Annotated in this window: 14 protein-coding genes; 8 read left to right on the forward strand and 6 right to left on the reverse strand. The window is 30.7% G+C overall.

Going from position 1 to position 18533, the window contains the following annotated elements; translation table 11 throughout:
- The first annotated feature begins 271 nt into the window (after nt 1-271).
- From CLOPA_RS17300 to CLOPA_RS24520, 4 genes are all read left to right on the forward strand, one after another.
- On the forward strand, nt 272-967 hold the full coding sequence (locus CLOPA_RS17300; protein WP_015616724.1) for a response regulator transcription factor: 696 nt from the start codon (nt 272-274) through the stop codon (nt 965-967).
- Nucleotides 951-2405 carry a sensor histidine kinase gene (locus CLOPA_RS17305; protein ID WP_015616725.1) on the forward strand — a complete coding sequence of 485 codons (1455 nt, stop codon included), beginning with the start codon at nt 951-953 and terminating at the stop codon, nt 2403-2405. The genes CLOPA_RS17300 and CLOPA_RS17305 overlap by 17 nt, the downstream gene beginning before the upstream one ends.
- A 312-nt stretch (nt 2406-2717) precedes the next feature.
- Nucleotides 2718-4028, forward strand: coding sequence for a hypothetical protein (locus CLOPA_RS17310; RefSeq protein WP_015616726.1), 1311 nt, complete (start codon nt 2718-2720; stop codon nt 4026-4028).
- A 116-nt stretch (nt 4029-4144) separates the two neighbouring features.
- Complete coding sequence (locus CLOPA_RS24520) at nt 4145-4342, forward strand: hypothetical protein (protein WP_242834217.1); 198 nt, start codon at nt 4145-4147, stop codon at nt 4340-4342.
- Nucleotides 4343-4520: 178 nt separating this feature from the next.
- Here the strand turns inward: CLOPA_RS24520 and CLOPA_RS17315 are convergent, their stop codons facing one another.
- From CLOPA_RS17315 to CLOPA_RS17330, 4 genes are all read right to left on the reverse strand, one after another.
- Nucleotides 4521-5897, reverse strand: coding sequence for an FAD-binding oxidoreductase (locus CLOPA_RS17315; RefSeq protein WP_015616728.1), 1377 nt, complete (start codon nt 5895-5897; stop codon nt 4521-4523).
- A gap of 233 nt (nt 5898-6130) precedes the next feature.
- A complete protein-coding gene (locus CLOPA_RS17320; protein ID WP_015616729.1) occupies nt 6131-6793 on the reverse strand; it encodes a methionine ABC transporter permease in 663 nt (220 codons plus the stop codon).
- A complete protein-coding gene (locus CLOPA_RS17325) occupies nt 6786-7823 on the reverse strand; it encodes a methionine ABC transporter ATP-binding protein (RefSeq protein ID WP_015616730.1) in 1038 nt (345 codons plus the stop codon). The genes CLOPA_RS17320 and CLOPA_RS17325 overlap by 8 nt, the downstream gene beginning before the upstream one ends.
- 290 nt (nt 7824-8113) lie before the next feature.
- Nucleotides 8114-8977 carry a MetQ/NlpA family ABC transporter substrate-binding protein gene (locus tag CLOPA_RS17330; RefSeq protein WP_015616731.1) on the reverse strand — a complete coding sequence of 288 codons (864 nt, stop codon included), beginning with the start codon at nt 8975-8977 and terminating at the stop codon, nt 8114-8116.
- Between the two features lie 686 nt (nt 8978-9663).
- Here CLOPA_RS17330 and CLOPA_RS17335 point away from each other — a divergent pair.
- Complete coding sequence (locus tag CLOPA_RS17335) at nt 9664-11106, forward strand: transposase (RefSeq protein WP_015616732.1); 1443 nt, start codon at nt 9664-9666, stop codon at nt 11104-11106.
- Nucleotides 11107-11351: 245 nt separating this feature from the next.
- Here the strand turns inward: CLOPA_RS17335 and CLOPA_RS17340 are convergent, their stop codons facing one another.
- Nucleotides 11352-13250, reverse strand: a complete 1899-nt coding sequence (locus tag CLOPA_RS17340; protein ID WP_015616733.1) for a sigma-54-dependent Fis family transcriptional regulator — start codon at nt 13248-13250, stop codon at nt 11352-11354.
- Nucleotides 13251-13554: 304 nt separating this feature from the next.
- Between CLOPA_RS17340 and CLOPA_RS17345 the strand changes: the two genes are divergently transcribed.
- From CLOPA_RS17345 to CLOPA_RS17355, 3 genes are all read left to right on the forward strand, one after another.
- Nucleotides 13555-14541: a zinc-dependent alcohol dehydrogenase gene (locus CLOPA_RS17345; protein WP_015616734.1), complete on the forward strand. Its 987-nt coding sequence runs from the start codon at nt 13555-13557 to the stop codon at nt 14539-14541.
- Nucleotides 14542-15121: 580 nt separating this feature from the next.
- Nucleotides 15122-16171: a 2-keto-3-deoxygluconate permease gene (locus tag CLOPA_RS17350; RefSeq protein WP_015616735.1), complete on the forward strand. Its 1050-nt coding sequence runs from the start codon at nt 15122-15124 to the stop codon at nt 16169-16171.
- Between the two features lie 370 nt (nt 16172-16541).
- Nucleotides 16542-17684 (forward strand): glycerate kinase, encoded by a 1143-nt coding sequence (locus CLOPA_RS17355; protein WP_015616736.1) that lies wholly within the window; start codon nt 16542-16544, stop codon nt 17682-17684.
- Between the two features lie 282 nt (nt 17685-17966).
- Here CLOPA_RS17355 and CLOPA_RS17360 read toward each other — a convergent pair whose 3' ends face one another.
- The gene (locus CLOPA_RS17360; RefSeq protein WP_015616737.1) at nt 17967-18347 is read right to left on the reverse strand and encodes a hypothetical protein; all 381 of its coding nucleotides are present in this window, start codon (nt 18345-18347) and stop codon (nt 17967-17969) included.
- Nucleotides 18348-18533 lie beyond the last annotated feature (186 nt).

Consider the following 18533-nt stretch of genomic DNA (forward strand, 5'->3'; position numbering starts at 1 on the left):
ATATATGTTGCAATAAATTATATTCATTATAAAATATCTAGTCTATTTAACTGCTATTAATTAAATTTACAATTTTAATTACAACTTATATTTATAATTTAAATCTATTACTTAATATGATTAAAATCGCTATGTATAAAATCCTTGTACCATTAAAACTAGCTCGTTGAATTTCTTTACAATTATGTGCTAATATGAATAATATATTTAGGCAAGTTTAACTTGCTATTTCTTTCATATACCTTAGAAAAATCAAAAGGGGGATTTAGTTTTGCAAGATAAGATACTCATAGTAGACGACGAAAAAAACATATTAGACGTATTAGCTTATGCATTAAAACGAGAAGGCTACTTAATAGATACCGCTTACAACGGTAAAGAAGCATTACATAAAGTTGATAGCTTTAATCCCAATATATTAATTTTAGATTTAATGCTCCCTGAAATAAATGGCTATGATATATGCAAAAAGTTAGAAGAAAAAAATATTGGCATTATTATGCTTACAGCTAAAAGCGACATTGTAGACAAGCTTCTTGGGTTAGAGCTGGGTGCAGACGACTACCTAACAAAACCCTTTGACATACGTGAGGTCATTGCAAGGGTTAAATCCCTTTCAAGGAGATTAAATAAAAACACAAGTGAAAAAGAAAATATAATTAATATTAAAAATCTTACAATAAACCTAAATGAAAGAACTGTTATTATAGATAACTGTCTTCTTGAATTAACTTCTATAGAATTTGATTTACTTTACCTGCTGCTTTCGAATCCCAATATGGTCTATTCCAGAGATCAACTTTTAGATTTAGTCTGGAAAACTGAATACTTTGGAGGCACAAGGACTGTGGACACACATATACAGAGAATACGAAAAAAATTAGGTACTGATTATCAAAATTTAATACAGACAGTTCACGGTACAGGCTATAGAGGAGTGAATAAATTTAATGAAAATAGGAATTAAATTTAAACTGGTATCCTTCATAGCCCTACTTTTGTTAATTGTTATAACTCTCTCAAGTTTTCTAGTGCTAAATGGTATAAAAATCTATCAAAATAAAGAAGCTGAAAACATTTTATTAAATCAAAAGGACATTTTTGAGCAGTATTTGGATGAAAACTTTAATGCAGATAGCAGTAAAAATAATGGTAAATTTGAATTAGTAAGAGCAACTCTTTTCAATAAGCCTTGGCTCAGAACTATACCTGCCAGTATATATGATACAAATGGGAACCTTCTTTCTGGTTTTAAACCAGATGGTAAATTAAACGAAAATAATGAAAAAGATATCATGATTAAATATGCCATAGAAGGTAAAATATCTTATAAACGTGATGACAATGTGCTATATTTTTATTCTCCTATTAAATATAAAAATAATACGGCAGCAATTCTAGAACTCCAATATTCCACTAAGGAAAGTAATAATTTTTACAACAATATTAAGCTGATGTTCTATGGTACAGGTTCTCTTTCTTTAATTATCGGAATAATATTAGGCTTCTTTTATTTATCTAATTTCACTAAGGATATATACACTATGAGAAATTCAGTTAAAAACATTGAAAATGGAAATTTCAATAACATAGAGCCACTTCGCAGAAGAGATGAACTGGGAGAATTGAGTAAAGGTCTAATATATATGAGCAATACCATTGAAAAAAATATTAAAGAATTAGAAGTTGAAAAAAACATTTTAAGTAGGGCAGTAAAAAAGCTGCAAAAAATGGATAAAGAACAAAAAGAGTTCATAGGCAACGTAACTCATGAATTCAAAACTCCTATAACTGCAATAAAAGCTTATGCAGATGTAATGGGTATGTATAGTAATGATATATCTTTAATTGGCAATGGTACTGAGAGTATATCAAAGGAATGTGACCGTCTCACTAGCATGGTTGATAAAATTTTAAAATTATCCGCTCTAGAAAGATATGATTTTGAAATAGAGAAAAAGGAAATAAATATAAAAGATCTAATAGAACAAATTTGCCTTAGAATGTCTGGTAAAATAAAGAAGAACAAATTAACTTTAGACTACAAAGTGGATGACATAAACATTACAGCAGATCCAGATAATCTTAGACATATAATTATAAATTTAATAGACAACGCTATAAAATATAATAAATCTGGCGGCAGTATAAAGCTCTCCTGCCAGAAAAATGAAGATACACTTCAAATAAATGTTACAGATACTGGTATAGGCATGTCAGAAGAACATTTAGATAAAATATTTGAACCCTTTTATAGAGTAGAACCCCATAGAAGCAGTAAGACAGGAGGAACTGGCTTAGGTTTAGCATTAGTTGAAAACCTAGTTAAAAAGCAAAAAGGCACTATAAAAGTAAATTCAACTTTAAGTAAAGGTACAAGCTTTTCCATTAGTTTACCATTGTAAATTTCAAATACTATGAACAAATTTTAACTATATTATCCTTATAAATTAATATGTAAAACAATAAGTTTACAAAATTGTGACATATATTTATAATTCTGTGAAAAAAACTTGCTATTCTTAAACAGTCATCTTTTAATAAATAGAATTGTTCATTCTTTAAAAGATGATTTATCTGATGACTAGCCGCTGTAACACCCCCACTTTCCTTAAGTGAGAGATAGCAGCGTCACGTCCCTAGATAATTCATCTAAACTGAGTGTGAAAACAAACTCCCACTCAGTAAGATTCATTGATAAAAAGGGAGGCAAAGTAATGAGCAAGAAAAAAATCATTTCATTTATTGTATTAGCCGGAATTATAATAACATCTGGCACTATAGTTTTAAAAAATACCGATATATTAAAACATATTGAATCTGCTAAAGCTGAAAATAATATAAAACTTATGAATTACAAACCAGCTAAAAAGGTAAATACATCAGGTTTTCAAGTAGATAAATATGATAAGACAAATATTGCTGGATTAATTAACGATAATGAAGTATTAACTTTAACTACTAAGGATGTACCTAAGAAAACTGTTATTCCTACTAATGAAAACTATTATTGCAGTATTTATAATTTAAATACAAAAAATAAAAAAGACTTTAAAGATGTTAACATATCAAATTTTTACGGTCTATCGCCTGACAAAAAATATGCTCTTTATATGGGACCAGTCTACGTTTCAAAAGAAACTCCTGAAGAAACAAAAAAAGCTCAACAAAGAGGCAGCTTATATCACGGATTAAAAGTTCTTAACTTATTCACAGGACAAATTACTACTTTGATTCCAGATCACTCCAATGGTGAATTCAAATGGATAAGTAATGATAAAGTTTGGGCAAGCTTTTTTACTGGCTGGCAGATAATTGGTATAGATGGAAAAGTATATGCATCAGGTGATTATCCTGTAAAGGGAAATGATAGTGCTTGGACAGTAGGTGCTGATATAAAAGATTCAGGTGATATTGTGGAAGGAAAAATATATTATACTGAATTAGAAGATAAGCCTATAAATGTTGATTTACAGTCTATGGACATAAAGACTAAAGAAATCAAAGATCTATTTAGTAACAAAAACTCATTACATGCATCAAAACAAGGGCACACAATTGCAATGGACAATTATGTTGACCACGGTGAAAAATCTCCTGGAATATACGATAGAACTTTTGGAACAATCATATTAGACGAAAATGGACAATTACTAAGAAACATCGATCTTCCTGACTATGGTCCAAACAATTTTGTAATATCACCAGATGGAACTAAAGCTGCCTATATAGAACAAGATAATTCTAAAAATACTGCTAATAGCAGTAATACAGAACAAGCCCCTGTTGATCTTAACAATATTCAGAGTACTCTTAAAATTATTGATATAAAGACTGGCGCTACAAAAGAAATAATAAAATGCCCATATATATCCAATATAATATGGAACAATACAGGTGATTCCTTATCTTTCACTTCTGGAAGACCTTATATCCTGGAAAAGTCAATAGATGCTAAAAATATGATAAAATTTTCTGCTACTAGAAATGAAAATATAGATTCCTATGTTATTACTTTTGATAAATAGGTCTATTTCATTAACGAAAATTTATAGATAAAAACGTATGAGGTGATAAGTAATATGGAAATAAAAAATCATTTTGGTGTTGATATAGTGATAGCTTCATTAATAATTGGATCTATTTGTATGATTATACTTTATTTAATTGCCTAGGTGAATTTGAAGCCGCAATTCTATATGAGCAGCATTTAGTAGAATTCCATCAGCAGGATATAAGACATGTATTCTATCTAATAGCTAGTGAAGAGAAGGGGCATGCTGAACATTTAACTCAAGTATTATTAAAATATGACACGGATAAATATGGTTCTCTTATGTAAGCTGAATAATGTAAAATAATCTGTTCACACCCCTAACAAGAATAATTACATACTCTCATGGAGTTTACACAGATTATTTTACACTCTCTTATTTCACAAACTCGATACATTCTTTTATACTTCTTACAATTCACTTTACACAAAGTTAAGATATTCTTTGAAGTTACAACTATCCTCGTTACTCTGAATAGGACTTACCGGCATTCAAAATACCCTTGTCATCAAAGGCTTTTTTGATTCTCATCATATATTCTACATTAATTTCATCCGTTACATCAATGAAATATGATCTTTTATTAAGTCCTATGCCATGCTCTCCAGAGGGTAGTCCATTAAGTTCTTTTCCCTTTCTATAAAGGGCTTGCAGCAGCAATTTAGATTTCTCATTCCACTGACTTTCCTCCATGCCATTTCGTATGACGCATAAATGTACATTTCCATCACCGGCATGTCCAAAACTACTTATCTTAATGCCAAATTCTTTTTCTGCCACTTTAGTATAATTAATAAAATCTGCTGATTTATCTATCGGTACTACAATATCTATAGGTTCCTGCTCAGACACAGCTTCTACTGCAGTCACAAGAGCTCCTCTTATCTTCCAAGTTCTCTCTATGTCTTCCTTTTTATCAAGTAAAATAAAATCCAAAGCATTATTTTCTAAAGCTACTTCTTTTACCTTATTGTAGTTGCTCTCTATTTCAAAAGTTTCGTCTCCATCAAAGGTTAATAATAAATATGCTTGTCCATAGTTGCAGGGAAACTTCAGCTTTAAAAAATTCTCTGCATTTTCAATAACATCCTTCTCCATAAACTCAATTGCCGTAGGATTTGCATTCTTTTTTATTATTTTAATAACGGTATCTATGCCTTCTTCTAGGGAATTAAAAGGAATAAGCGCACTTACACTTTTCTGAGGCTTTGGTATAAGCTTCAAAATAGCTTTAGTTATAATTCCAAGTGTACCTTCTGAACCTATAATTAAGTCCTTTATGTCAAGACCAGAACTATTTTTTATAATCTTTCCACCAAGATTTAATATACTTCCATCAGCTAAAACCACCTCTAAGCCCATAACATAATCTCTGGTGACTCCATACTTTACTGCTCTCATTCCACCAGCATTAGTGCTTATATTTCCACCTATAGAAGCATTTTTTTCACCTGGATCTGGAGGATAAAAAAGTCCTTTTTCTTCAACAAATTTTTGCAGCTCTGTAAGAAGTATTCCTGGTTCTACTGTTACAGTAAGGGTATTTTCATCTAATTCTAATATATTCTTCATTAAAGACACATCTAATATAATGCCACCTTTAGTTGGAATAGTTGCTCCTACTAGTCCCGTACCAGCGCCTCTAGGGGTCACCGCTATGTTGTTTTCATAAGCAAATTTCATTATACTGCTTACTTCATCAGTATTTATAGGAAAAACCAATACATCTGCCTCACCTTTATTTCTGTTCAAAGCATCACTTAAATATTTGTCCTCTATGTCTTTGCCAAGCTTTATTCTATTTTTGTCGTCTATAATATGAAACAAATCATTATAATTCATAAACATACCTTCTTTTTATAAACTTTAATTTTACATACAATTCATTTAACATTACTTATTCGCTATTATTAATTTTATTATGTATATTTTATCCGATAACAGCGACACATAACTGGATAATTCATTTAAGCTCAGTGAGAGTACAAACCTCTCACTGAGTAAAATTCATTGATAAACAAATATAATAAAATAATGTTCGTCTTAAAAATTATTTAGATTATGAATGTTAAAAATTATCTCTTTGAAGATATCCTTGCCAATCCGTCTCCTATAAATTGTATAGCCTGAACTACAACCACAAGTATAATTACTGTAACTATCATTACTCCAGTTTCGTATCTATAATAACCATATCTAATAGCCAAATCTCCTATACCGCCGCCTCCTACAATTCCTGCCATGGCAGAAAAACTAATCAAGCTTACCAGAGTTACTGTTATACCTCTTATGAGACTTGGCAGCGCTTCTACTATAAGCACATCCGTTAATATTAGTCTGAGTTTTGCTCCAGAAGCAACAGCCGCCTCTAAAACGCCCCTGTCTACTTCATTAAAAGCTCCCTCTGCCAGTCTAGCAAAAAAAGCAATTGAGGCAATTGAGAGTGGTACAGCTGCTGCCCGTGGCCCTATACTTGTACCAACCATGATTTTAGTTATTGGTATTAATAGAACTAACAAAATTACAAAAGGTAATGAACGAATTATATTTACAATAATACCTGCAATAGAATTGACAATCTTATTCTTAAAAAATAATGAATTAGAAGTTAAATACAATATTAAACCTATGAGTCCACCTATAACAATAGATAAAATCATGGCAATTACTATCATGTTAAGAGAATCTTTAATTGCCTGACCTAATTCACTTTGTAATATACTAATGGTATTATTCAACTGGATTCACCTCTTCCTGCAAGTGATAATTCTCTTCAATCTCAGATACATTTTCTTTTATATATATTTTTGCTTTAGCTATCTCTTCCTTGTCCCCTGTAATATTTACAAGTAAAATACCAAGAGGTTTGTTGTTTATATAATCAATCTTTCCGTGAATTATACTTATATAAACTTTGAAATTTTTTGATACCTGTGATATTAAAGGCTCTATACTTTTATCTCCTTTAAAATGCAGCTTTACCAATTCTCCTAACTGAATTAATTTTTCTACTCCCATTGGAAGTTGAATATTTAAGTTTTTACTTATTAAAGATTTTGTTATGCTATCTTTAGGATCTGCAAATATAGTATAAACATCATTTGCTTCAACTACTTTTCCTGCACTCATTACTGCCATTCTATGAAAGAGTCTTTTTGCCACTTCCATTTCATGAGTAATAAATACAATAGTTATTCCATATTTCTCGTTTATTCTTTTAAGTAAATTCAAAATTTCTTCAGTATTTTCTAGATCTAAAGCTGAAGTCGCTTCATCACATAATAATATTTGAGGATTATTTGCCAATGCCCTTGCAATACCAACACGCTGCTTTTGACCACCACTTAAATTTGCTGGATAAACCTTAGCTTTCTCCTCCAACGAAACTAACTTCAATAATTCTTTTACCTTTTCTTCTCGCTTATTTTTAGGATAATTATTAGCTTTTAATACAAACTCTACATTTTCATAAACTGTCTTACCACTTATTAGGTTAAAATGCTGAAATATCATTCCAATCCTCAATCTAATTTTTCTAAGGGCTTCCCCACTTAAATTTGTAATATCCTCACCATCAATTATCACTTTACCACTGCTAGGTTTCTGCAATAAATTTATGGTTCTTACTAAAGTACTCTTTCCTGCCCCGCTTAAACCAACTATACCAAAGATTTCTCCCTTGTTTATGGTAAGATTAACATCTTTAACAGCTTCAACTTTAGTATTTTTTTCATTGAAAACTACACTTACATCTTTTAGTTCTATCAAAAACCTTCACCCCCAAAAAACTTTTGCATATAATAATTATCAACTTTTCATCTATATTCCAGCGAAAAAACTCATATTTATTATAAAAAATAATTAATGGCTAACTATATGATAAATTTAATGGGAGCATTAAACTCCCATTAAGTAAAATTCATTTATCTGATGACTAGCCGTTGTATCACTCTCGCCGCACTCTGTGAAAGCGATTCACACAAAATCCAAGATTTTGGTTCTCTGCTTTTCTTTAAGTGGGAGAAACAAACTCCCACTCAGTAAGATTAATTGATATTTTATTTTGTTCCGTACTTGCTTACATACCACTCTGGTTTATCAAAGGACTTAAATTCCCCGTTTTTATCCTCAATAGCATTTTTAAATTCTGCAGATTCTACAGCTGATTTTAAATCTTTTCCTAAATCCTTGTTTAAATCTTCTGTTCTCACTGCTATTACATTCTTATAATTTTCTGCTAATTTTTCCACTACTAAAGCCTTTGAAAAGTCCATTCCCGCAGCTATAGCATAGTTTCCTGTAATAAGTGCAATATCCACACTATCTAAGCTTCTTGGTTCCTGAGCTGCCTCTATTGGAACAAATTTTAAATTCTTTTTATTTTCTGTTACATCATTTTGAGTTGCTTTAGTTTGATCTATATTATCCTTAATATTAATTAAGCCTTGATTTTTAAGCAATGTTAAAGCTCTTGCTAAATTTGAAGGGTCATTGGGTATTGCAACCTTAGCTCCATTTGGTAAACTATCTATTGATTTTATTTTGTTTGAGAATATACCCATACCAGCTGTTGGAACACTTATAACTGCTGATAGATCTAAATTATTGTCCTTAGAAAACTTTTGTAAATATGCTGTATGTTGAAATAAATTTGCATCTATTTCTTTATTAGCTAAAGCTTTATTAGGTTGAACATAATCACTAAATTCTTTAATACTCACTTTGTATCCCTTTTTTTCAAGGGCTGGTGTTATAGCCTTCTTAACCATATCGCCATAAGGTCCTGGACAAACTCCTATAGTAATATTTTTTGTTTCCTTTGTACTCGATCCAGAATTATTGTTTGCTGATCCACAAGCTACTGTTCCTACAGTTAAAACTGCTGTTAATCCTACTAATAAAAGCTTCTTCAATTTGTTCATTATTTTCTCCCCTTACTGTTTACATAATCACAAAAATTTTCCTTAGTATTTTTATGTGATTTATTTAGTTCAGATTATATTACTTAGTATTCTTATATGATTATTATATAATTATTTTTTAATTTGTCAATATTTTTTATTACATTAATAAATTTTATAGAAATTTAATATAATTAGCACGAAAAAACACTAAATTTGTAAATTATCTGATTCTTATTTGATTAAGTTATTATTCCATTATTATCGTTAAATTATAATTAAACAAAACAAAAAAGGCTTTACCCAATAATAGGCAAATCCCATTTAAAGCTAACTCCATAAATTTATGAAGTTATAAGAGCAGAAAACAATCTATAACCATACTTCATAGATCTTATATATTGCAGCTGCGTTCCGACCTGCTGCAATGAAAAATTTAAATTATTTTAGAATATTGTTTAGTTCTTCAGACTCAGATTTATGACCTAGAAATAAAAAGATCATATACAAAGACACAATAGCAAGAAAAATTATTTTTAAATTGTTCATTATCCTTTTCCCCCTTTCCTAGATTTATATTAGCTGCTTGCAAAACCCATCGCCCGTTAGGGCTTAAGGCTTTACAAGCTATATCAAAAAGGATTTCCCCCACCCCATGTCGAATATATATATTATCGCCAAATAATATAAAAATGGAGGTATTCCTTATGATCAAATTAAAAAATCAAATTCATTTTTGTGACATTTATGAAGAAGTCGTAGACTGTTTTGAAGAAGATAAGCCTAAATTTATTAAGCTTTTTGAAGAACATATTAATTTAGAAATATTAATTCCTCATTCCTTTTTCAATGCTTACCACTCTTCAACTGGTCACCCAAGATATTATTCTCTTTCATCAATGCTAACCGCATTAATCCTTCAGAAAATACTTGGTTTATCTGAAACAAAAACCTTTTTAAATATTTTAAATCTTTCTAGCGAATTAAGAACTCTTTGCAGATTTTTTAAAGTTCCACATGAATCTCAATTTTCTAGATTTAAAAATGATTTCATTAATCATTTTCATAATTTTTTTAATCATTTAGTTCATATTACTGAACCTATTTGTCAACAATTAAATTCTACATTGTCAAAGATTATAATTGCTGATACTACAGGCATTGAAGCCTACGTTAAGGAAAATAATCCTAAATTTTTCGAATCTCTTTTGCGTGTGGGTAAATCAATGAAGAAGAAAATAGATTCGAATGTTATTCCTCATAAGTATGCTTATAGTAAAATGCCCAAAGAAACTTATGCAAATTCTGAAATCAAATTATCATATATTAATGGGCATTTTTGTTATGCCCTTAAAGCAACTACTCTTGTAAACGGATTAGGAATTATAAGACACATTGATTTCAACGATACTCAAATAATGGATTTTCAAAACAATAACACTGCTGAAGATGCTAAAGATCATTATGATTCAAAAACTTTAATTCCTATAATGAAACGCTTCCTCAATCAGCATAAAGATTTCAAATACAATTATTTTCTTGGTGATAGTGCCTATGATTGTGATGATAACTATAAATACTTAATTAAAGATTGTAGTATAGCTCCAATAATCTGCCTTAATCCTCGTAATTCATCTAATTTACCACAACCTAGCGGTTTCACTTCTGACGGAACTCCATTGTGTCCGAAGGATCCGGAACTTCCAATGAAGTTTGATGGCATTACTAGAGAAAAAGGACGTTCCATGAGAGTTAAATGGCTATGCCCAAAATCTAAAAAAATTAAAGTAAATGGTAAAACCAAATATAATCTAACTTGCACAAACCCCTGTACACCTTCTCCTTGTGGAAGAATATATCATCCAACAATAAATAAAGATTATAGGTTAAATTGTCCGATCCCAAGAGATTCTGAAGAATGGAACAATTTGTACAAAATCAGAACTGTAACTGAAAGAACAAACAATACACTTAAAAATCCATTAGGTCTATCGACCTTAAAAATAAACAAAAGTGATTCATTAAAAGCTGAATTATTTATAGCAGGTATAACTCAATTGATATCCTTAATAATTAGCTTTAAAATTGATAGTAAAAATAATGTTTTTTCAATAAAATCTTTAATAGCTGAATTTAAATTTTTTAAATAATATTTGTATTTGGCTACGTATTTACTTTTTTTAATTCTTAGTTTCGCAATCAGCTATAGATTTATATATTATTTTAATAAAGATTTTAATCTTAATATTATTTATTTTTATGTTTCTCAATCTATTTTTTATATATTTATTAATCTATAATAATAATTTATCATAATTTTATTTATAAATCAATAAAATTATGATATTTTAATAATTTTTATATTATTTTATTATTAAAATATCATATTAGTCTTTTATTTTATATCCATTTTTTTCATTTTCCTCCAGAGGGTTGTACGATCAATTTCAAGAAGCTCAGCTGCCTTTTTCTTATTAAACTTAGTCTTTATCAAAGCTTGTTCAATAATTTCTTTCTCAGAATTTTTTAATATTTTATTCGACATATTATTACCTGTAAAAATATGATTACTATCAATATCCTTACTATAAAGAGAATTGTACATATCAGAATAATTAATAGTGTCCGAACTACTTAAAACACATACTCTTTCTACTATATTTTTTAATTCACGTACATTACCTTCAAATTTGTAATTTTCTAAAAGTCTTACAGCACTTGGTGTTACAGAAGTTATCTTACTTCCTACTCTATCGTTAAAAATACTAATATAGTGCATAAATAACTCCAATGTATCCTCAGCTCTAGAATTAAGTGATGGAATATGCAATCTCAGAACATCTAATCTATACAGCAGATCTTTACGGAAAACCCCTTCCTCTACTAATTTATATATATTTCTATTTAATGCAGATATTATTCTTACGTTAACCGAAATTGTCTTATCATCTCCAATTCTTCTGACTTCATGCTCCTGCAAAACTCTAAGTAGCTTGCTTTGGAATGCTATTGGTACCTCTGAAATCTCATCTAGAAACAGTGTGCCATTATGAGCTAATTCCATAAGACCTGCTTTACCTCCAGCAACTGCATTGGTAAAAGCTCCACTAGTATACCCAAACAATTCACTCTCTATTAAGTTTTCTGGCAGTGATGCACAGTTTATTGCCACAAAAGGACCATTCTTACGTGGACTGGCATTATGTATGCTTTGAGCAAAAAGTTCTTTACCAGTTCCAGTTTCACCGATAATAAGGACATTTGATGAAACTTGTGCTATTTTCTTAGCCTGCTCAATAGTTCTATACATTAATTTACTTTTATATATGATATTATCAAAATTATATTTAGCATAAAGACCTTTTGTACTTAGTTTCTTTCTAATCTGAATTTCATCCTGTTGAACCTTTTCAACACTAGTAAAATTTATCACCACTCCAGTAACTTCATCACCAATAACTATTGGTATATATGTAGCAGTTATATTCATAGTCTCAATTTTATGAAGATCATTATTTATTTCCTTTTGCTTTAAAAATATATTTTTAATATTATGATACATAAAAGGAAATACATCTTTAATATGCCTATCATAAAAATTTTTTCTCTTATAAATCTTTTCAAGATAACTTTGAGCTTCTGGATTCATTAAACTTATTTTAAAATCTTTACCTACATACAGAATACTTTCTTTTGAATGCTCTATAATGATTTTAGATATTCTACTGCTTTTTAAAATCTCATAGGTTCTTATTGCCTCATTAATAGCTCTTAAAATAGCCTCTTTTCCAGTTTTTACTAATACACATTTTTCATTTTTGAATTTTGCAAATCTGTACACTGAGTAACCTCCTACAAAGGCATCACAGCAATTTTTCTTGGCAATTTGAAAAACTGAAGGAATATTTTCTGCATACTTCTCACTGTAAACTTCTGTATCACAACCCAGTAAATCAAAAAATGGCTCTGCCTCAGATATGGACTCGTGCTCACCTATAAACGCAATTTTTTTAGGTTTATACTTATCTCTACACTTTTTTAATGCATTTATTATATCTAATGTACTTATGGATAATTCAATTTTTGGCATTTGTGGTTTGTATTTTTCTATTTTATTAAAAGTCAAACCTCTTGCAATTACAATATCACCCTCTAATTCATTTACTGTTATCTCTTCAGCCTGTACTACAGAAATATTCTCATAGAGCATATTCCTTTTAGGATGATTATCAAATACTTCCCTTACATCTTTCTCCATTTCAGGGTATGGAACAACAAAAACTATATTGATCATAGATTTACTCCTCCTTCAGCCTCTTCGTTTTGTAAACGTTTTATATGTTGCGTAAGCAACATCTATCTGTTGCAATAATACAACATTATTCAATTCTTTTTCAATAGAATTTTTGTAAATTGCATTACAATTATCTTATATGAAAAATTTATTTTTTTAATTACGCCTACCATAAAATATTCTATTCCATAAGTTAAATTACTTATATTCATTGATTAAATAACAAATATAAAACTTTTGGCACACATTTTGCTTTAATATAAATACGTATAAAAAATTTAATTTTTGAGAGGAGAAATAAAAAATGAGCGTTATAACAAGAGCAGCTTTATTAAAAGGACCTTATGATATCGATCTAGTGGAGAAAGAATTAGTCTGTGGTGAAGACGAAGTCATAGTTAAAAATCACCTTATTGGAATATGTGGTTCTGATAAAAACTTTTACAGAGGTTTTATGCCTAAAAAAACTGCCGAATTCAGAAAAGAGCCTAAATTTCCCTTTGAACTGGGTCATGAAAGTGGTGGTGTAATAGTAGAAGCAGGCAGCAGAGTTACAGATTATAAAGTTGGTGATAAAGTTATTGCCTTTGGCTGGAACAATAATTATGCTGATTATTTTAAGACTCCTACCTGGCAGCTTCAGCCTGTTCCTGAGGGACTGGATATGGATATTGCAAGTCTTGGAGAACCAATTTCCTGTGCAATGTATTCCGGACTTAATGCTGGTGTACAGTTAGGGGACACCGTAGTTATAATGGGCGGTGGCTTTGCTGGTCAGATTATCGCCCAATGTGCAAAGAAAAAGGGAGCCTTCAAAGTAATTGTAGTAGACGTTTTAGATGGAAAATTAGAACTGGCAAAAAAACTTGGAGCTGATATAACTATAAATTTAAAAAAGGAAAATGTAAAACAAATTGTAGATGAACTTACAAATGGCATTGGAGCTGATGTTGTAGTAGAGGCTGCCGGAAGTGAAGAATCTTTTAATGTGGCAAGTAGTATTATTAAACATAATGGTAAATTTGTATTGTACAGTTGGGTAACACAGCCTGTAACTTTAGATATTAGCAGATGGCATGATGATGGATTGGAATTCATTAATACTTGTCTTGTTCATCATACATGGCATCACAGATATGTATGGACACCTGACACTTTAAGACCTGTACAACAGGGACTTGTAGATATTAAATCACTTATTACAAATGAACTTAAACTTAAAGATATTAAGGAAGGCTTTGATCTGGCAGATAAAGATGATACAGCTATAAAGATAATATTCCGCCCTTAATTTTACTCTCCACAATGTTAGATGCATTTATCCGATGACTAGCCGCTGTGACACTCCACCGCACTCTGTGAAAGCGATTTACACAAAATCTAAGATTTTGGTTCTCTGCTTTTCTAAATGTAGAAATAACACCGGCACGTCCCTGGATAATTCATCTAAACTCAGTGGAAATACAAACTACCACTGAGTAAGATTCATTGATATTTATTATATATAAAAATACTCTAGTTTTGTAAATGTTAAATTAGAGCATCTTCATTGTGGAATATATTTGTCATTTTCATGATCATAATAGAATGTGGTATTCTTACTAGAGAATTAAATGTATAATTAGTTAATTGTGTTTTTGAGTAAACGTTAACACGAATATGACAATTTTTGCTTTTCTTATAGCTGCAAAACTTATTATACATTATTAATTAGTACTGATCTAAATATAAACAAAAACTCTATGTTATATAAATTTTAATTGCAAATAGCTCAATAACATTTCTATATATAACATTAATAGCTGTTTAGTAATATGAATTTTATAAATAATCAAAATAATACTATTAAAAATTTTTTAGGGGGAAATTTTATGAAAATAATGCAAACTATGAAAAAATTGCCTGGTGGTGTCCTTCTAGCTCCTGCAATTATTGGTATTCTGCTTAATACCTTCTTCCCTGATGCATTAAAAATTGGAGGTTTTACAACAGCTCTTTTTAAGAGTTCAACCACAGCATTTCTGGCACTTTTTATGCTCTGTGCTGGTTCACAAATTGACATAAAAAAGGCAAAAATAGCTCTTGCAAAAGGTGCAGTTCTCACAATAACAAAAATACTTATAGGTGCCTGTATTGGCCTGCTAATAGGAAAACTATTTGGCAATTCTGGCATTTTTGGATTAAGTCTTTTAGCTATAATTCCAGCTATGACAAACTCTAACAGTTCATTATTTGCTGTTTTATCCAGTGAAAATGGAGATGATACAGATGTAGGTGCAGTATCTGTAATAGCCCTGAACAATGGACCACTTTTTACCATGCTCATTTTAGGTGCCTCTGGCTTTGCAAGTATTCCCCTTATGTCCTTTGTCGCCGTTTTAATTCCAGTTATAGTTGGCTTTATACTGGGAAACCTGGATCCAGATTGGAGAGAATTATTAAGTCATGGTCACATGCTGATACCATTTTTAGGTTTTTCTATCGGTGCATCTCTTAATCTTCAAACTATACTTAATGCTGGTGTTCCAGGAATCATACTAGGTATAGCTACGCTTGTATTTACAGGGCTTGGTGGTTATTTCATATATGGAATATTCCATGGTAAAAGGGCTGTTGGAGCCGCTATAGGAACTACAGCTGGAATTGCATCAGCTACTCCTATGGCATTAGCAGCTATAGATAAAACTTTTGCTCCCTTTGCCAGCACTGCAACAGTTCAAGTATCTGCCTCTGTAATAATAACCGCACTACTTTGTCCAATGCTAGTAAGCTATTTAAGCAAAAGAAATCAAAAATTCCAAGCAAACTCTGCTGTTAAAATTACTAGTTCAGAAACAGCAGAAACTATTTTAAAAGTTCAAAATATAGAAGCCACAAATAAAGAATTTGAAGTAGGGACTATAAAAAATATAAAAAACTAGATACCTAATCCTTACAAATTATATTTAGCAGGCTTAAGTAAACGTTTTAAATTGCAAATAAAATATTATTTAGACTTTATCATCTTAATTCAATTAGGCAAGTAATCAACAACTCATTGATTATTCTTAACCCAATTCCTAAAAGCTTTTAAAATGAAAAAGCGATTGGGTATTGCAGCAGCTAGTAATGAAATAAAATATTACTTGTCTAATTTAGCTTTAATACGTATCATAAACCTGTACTAAGGACTCCGCTAGTAAACATCAGAGGTCATAAACAAAAACTTAACTTGATACCAAGAACTCTGTTTATCAAATACTATTTCACTGCTATAATTAAATTGAATATATCATGAGAGGAAGCGAAAATATGAAAATTGTAATTGCACCTGACTCATATAAAGGAAGTCTTACAGCTCTTCAAGTATCAAATAATATGGAAAAGGGAGTAAAAAGAGTTTTCAAAGATTCAGTTGTTGAAAAAATACCTATGGCAGATGGCGGCGAAGGAACTGTTCAATCCCTAATAGACAGTACCGCTGGTAAAATTATAAATATAAAAGTAACAGGTCCTGCTTTAAAGGAAGTGAATGCCTTCTATGGTATTCTTGGAGATGGTAAAACTGCCATAATAGAAATGGCTGCTGCTTCTGGTCTCCCACTCATTTCTGATGATGAGAAAAATCCTTTAAAGACTACTACATATGGTACAGGACAACTTGTAAAGGATGCACTGGATAGAGGCTGCAGGAATATAATCATAGGCCTTGGCGGAAGTGCTACCAATGATGGTGGGCTTGGAGTAGCTAAAGCATTAGGAGTAAAATTTCTTGATATAAATGGCAATGACATTGGTGAAGGTGGAGGAAATCTTGATAAGCTAGCTTCTATAGACATATCCAATATGGATCCAAGAATAAAAGAAAGTAATATAACAGCCGCCTGTGATGTAGATAATCCTCTTTGCGGACCAGAAGGTGCTTCCAATGTATTCGGTCCTCAAAAAGGTGCTGATAAAGAAATGATAGAAACTTTAGATAGAAATTTGGCTAATTATGCTGATATTATAAAAAAGGATTTATCTATGGATATCATAAACACCCCCGGTGCTGGTGCTGCCGGCGGCCTTGGAGCTGGACTTCTGGCCTTTTTCAATGCAAAAATAAAAAGAGGTATAGACATAGTAATAGACATAACCAGACTGGAAGAAAAAATTCAAGATGCTGATATAGTCATTACTGGTGAAGGCATGATAGATTTTCAAACTGCCTTTGGTAAAACTCCCTTTGGGGTTGCAAAAATTGCAAAAAAATATAACCTTCCAGTTATAGCTATTGCAGGTGGAATAGGTAAAAACGCAGAATCCCTTTATGAAAAAGGGTTTGACAGTATTTTTTCCATAGTAGACAGCCCTATGTCTCTTGATAAAGCTATGGAGAACAGTGGAATACTTATTGAGAAAACTGTAGAAAGAGTTTTAAGAGTTTTAAAAATAAATTTATCTGATGACTAGCGCTGTAACACTCCCACCACACTCTGCGAAAGCGATTCACAGAAAATCGAAGATTTTTGTTCTCTGCTTTTCTTTAAGTGGGAGATAACAGCGGCACGTCCCTAGATAATTCATCTAAACTGAGTGAAAAAAACAAACTCACACTCAGTAAGATTCATTGATAGTGGACTGTTCACGCATTTGATTTATACAAATCTATGTACCTTTCTCATTAAGAAGTTATTAAAACTAGAAATACTTAAAAAACCCAGCATATTTTTAGAATATGCTGGGTTATAACTACTACTTATTTAGCTGACTTGCAAAAGCTGCTGCAATTTCAGTTTTTGCTCTATCATGACTTTCAACCACTTGTAAAATCTTTGCAGCTTTCAAGTCTTCATTAGATAACTTACTAATCTCATCTATAGCCTTCTCGGATACAGAATTCTCATTAATTATTTTCTCAATAAAAGCTTGTATTAAATCTATATTTAGAATCTCTTTACTTTCAATAGACATAAGCTTAACCTCCCCATAATAGGTATTACTAGCAATCAATTTTATTGTGTCTTCATTTAGCCACTTAGCTCGTCCCTTTTTCACAAGCTGCTTAGCTCTTTTCAAATAAGTTGATGAAATTGAATCTCCATTATTATCTATAACACAAATGTTTTTTATCATGGGTATCATCCCCCTGCTATAGTGTTATGATTCTTCGTTTTTTGTGATGGGTACCTTCCCCTGAATCATTAATCTAATTGTATCATGTAAAGGTATTCTTGAATAGGTATATGATAAAAATATATCTATGAATTTTTATCATATATCTATATAATTATAAAGTACCAATACTTGATAAACAGAAAG

This window comes from Clostridium pasteurianum BC1, assembly GCF_000389635.1.
Classification (GTDB): Bacteria; Bacillota; Clostridia; order Clostridiales; family Clostridiaceae; genus Clostridium_I; species Clostridium_I pasteurianum_A.

Excerpts from the sequence above, each read along its gene's own strand:
- CLOPA_RS17305 (WP_015616725.1), top strand. The coding sequence starts at position 951 with ATGAAAATAGGAATTAAATTTAAACTGGTATCCTTCATAGCCCTACTT.
- CLOPA_RS17310 (WP_015616726.1), top strand. The coding sequence starts at position 2,718 with ATGAGCAAGAAAAAAATCATTTCATTTATTGTATTAGCCGGAATTATA.
- CLOPA_RS17315 (WP_015616728.1), bottom strand. The coding sequence starts at position 5,897 with ATGAATTATAATGATTTGTTTCATATTATAGACGACAAAAATAGAATA.
- CLOPA_RS17330 (WP_015616731.1), bottom strand. The coding sequence starts at position 8,977 with ATGAACAAATTGAAGAAGCTTTTATTAGTAGGATTAACAGCAGTTTTA.
- CLOPA_RS17335 (WP_015616732.1), top strand. The coding sequence starts at position 9,664 with ATGATCAAATTAAAAAATCAAATTCATTTTTGTGACATTTATGAAGAA.
- CLOPA_RS17340 (WP_015616733.1), bottom strand. The coding sequence starts at position 13,250 with ATGATCAATATAGTTTTTGTTGTTCCATACCCTGAAATGGAGAAAGAT.
- CLOPA_RS17345 (WP_015616734.1), top strand. The coding sequence starts at position 13,555 with ATGAGCGTTATAACAAGAGCAGCTTTATTAAAAGGACCTTATGATATC.
- CLOPA_RS17350 (WP_015616735.1), top strand. The coding sequence starts at position 15,122 with ATGAAAATAATGCAAACTATGAAAAAATTGCCTGGTGGTGTCCTTCTA.
- CLOPA_RS17355 (WP_015616736.1), top strand. The coding sequence starts at position 16,542 with ATGAAAATTGTAATTGCACCTGACTCATATAAAGGAAGTCTTACAGCT.
- CLOPA_RS17360 (WP_015616737.1), bottom strand. The coding sequence starts at position 18,347 with ATGATAAAAAACATTTGTGTTATAGATAATAATGGAGATTCAATTTCA.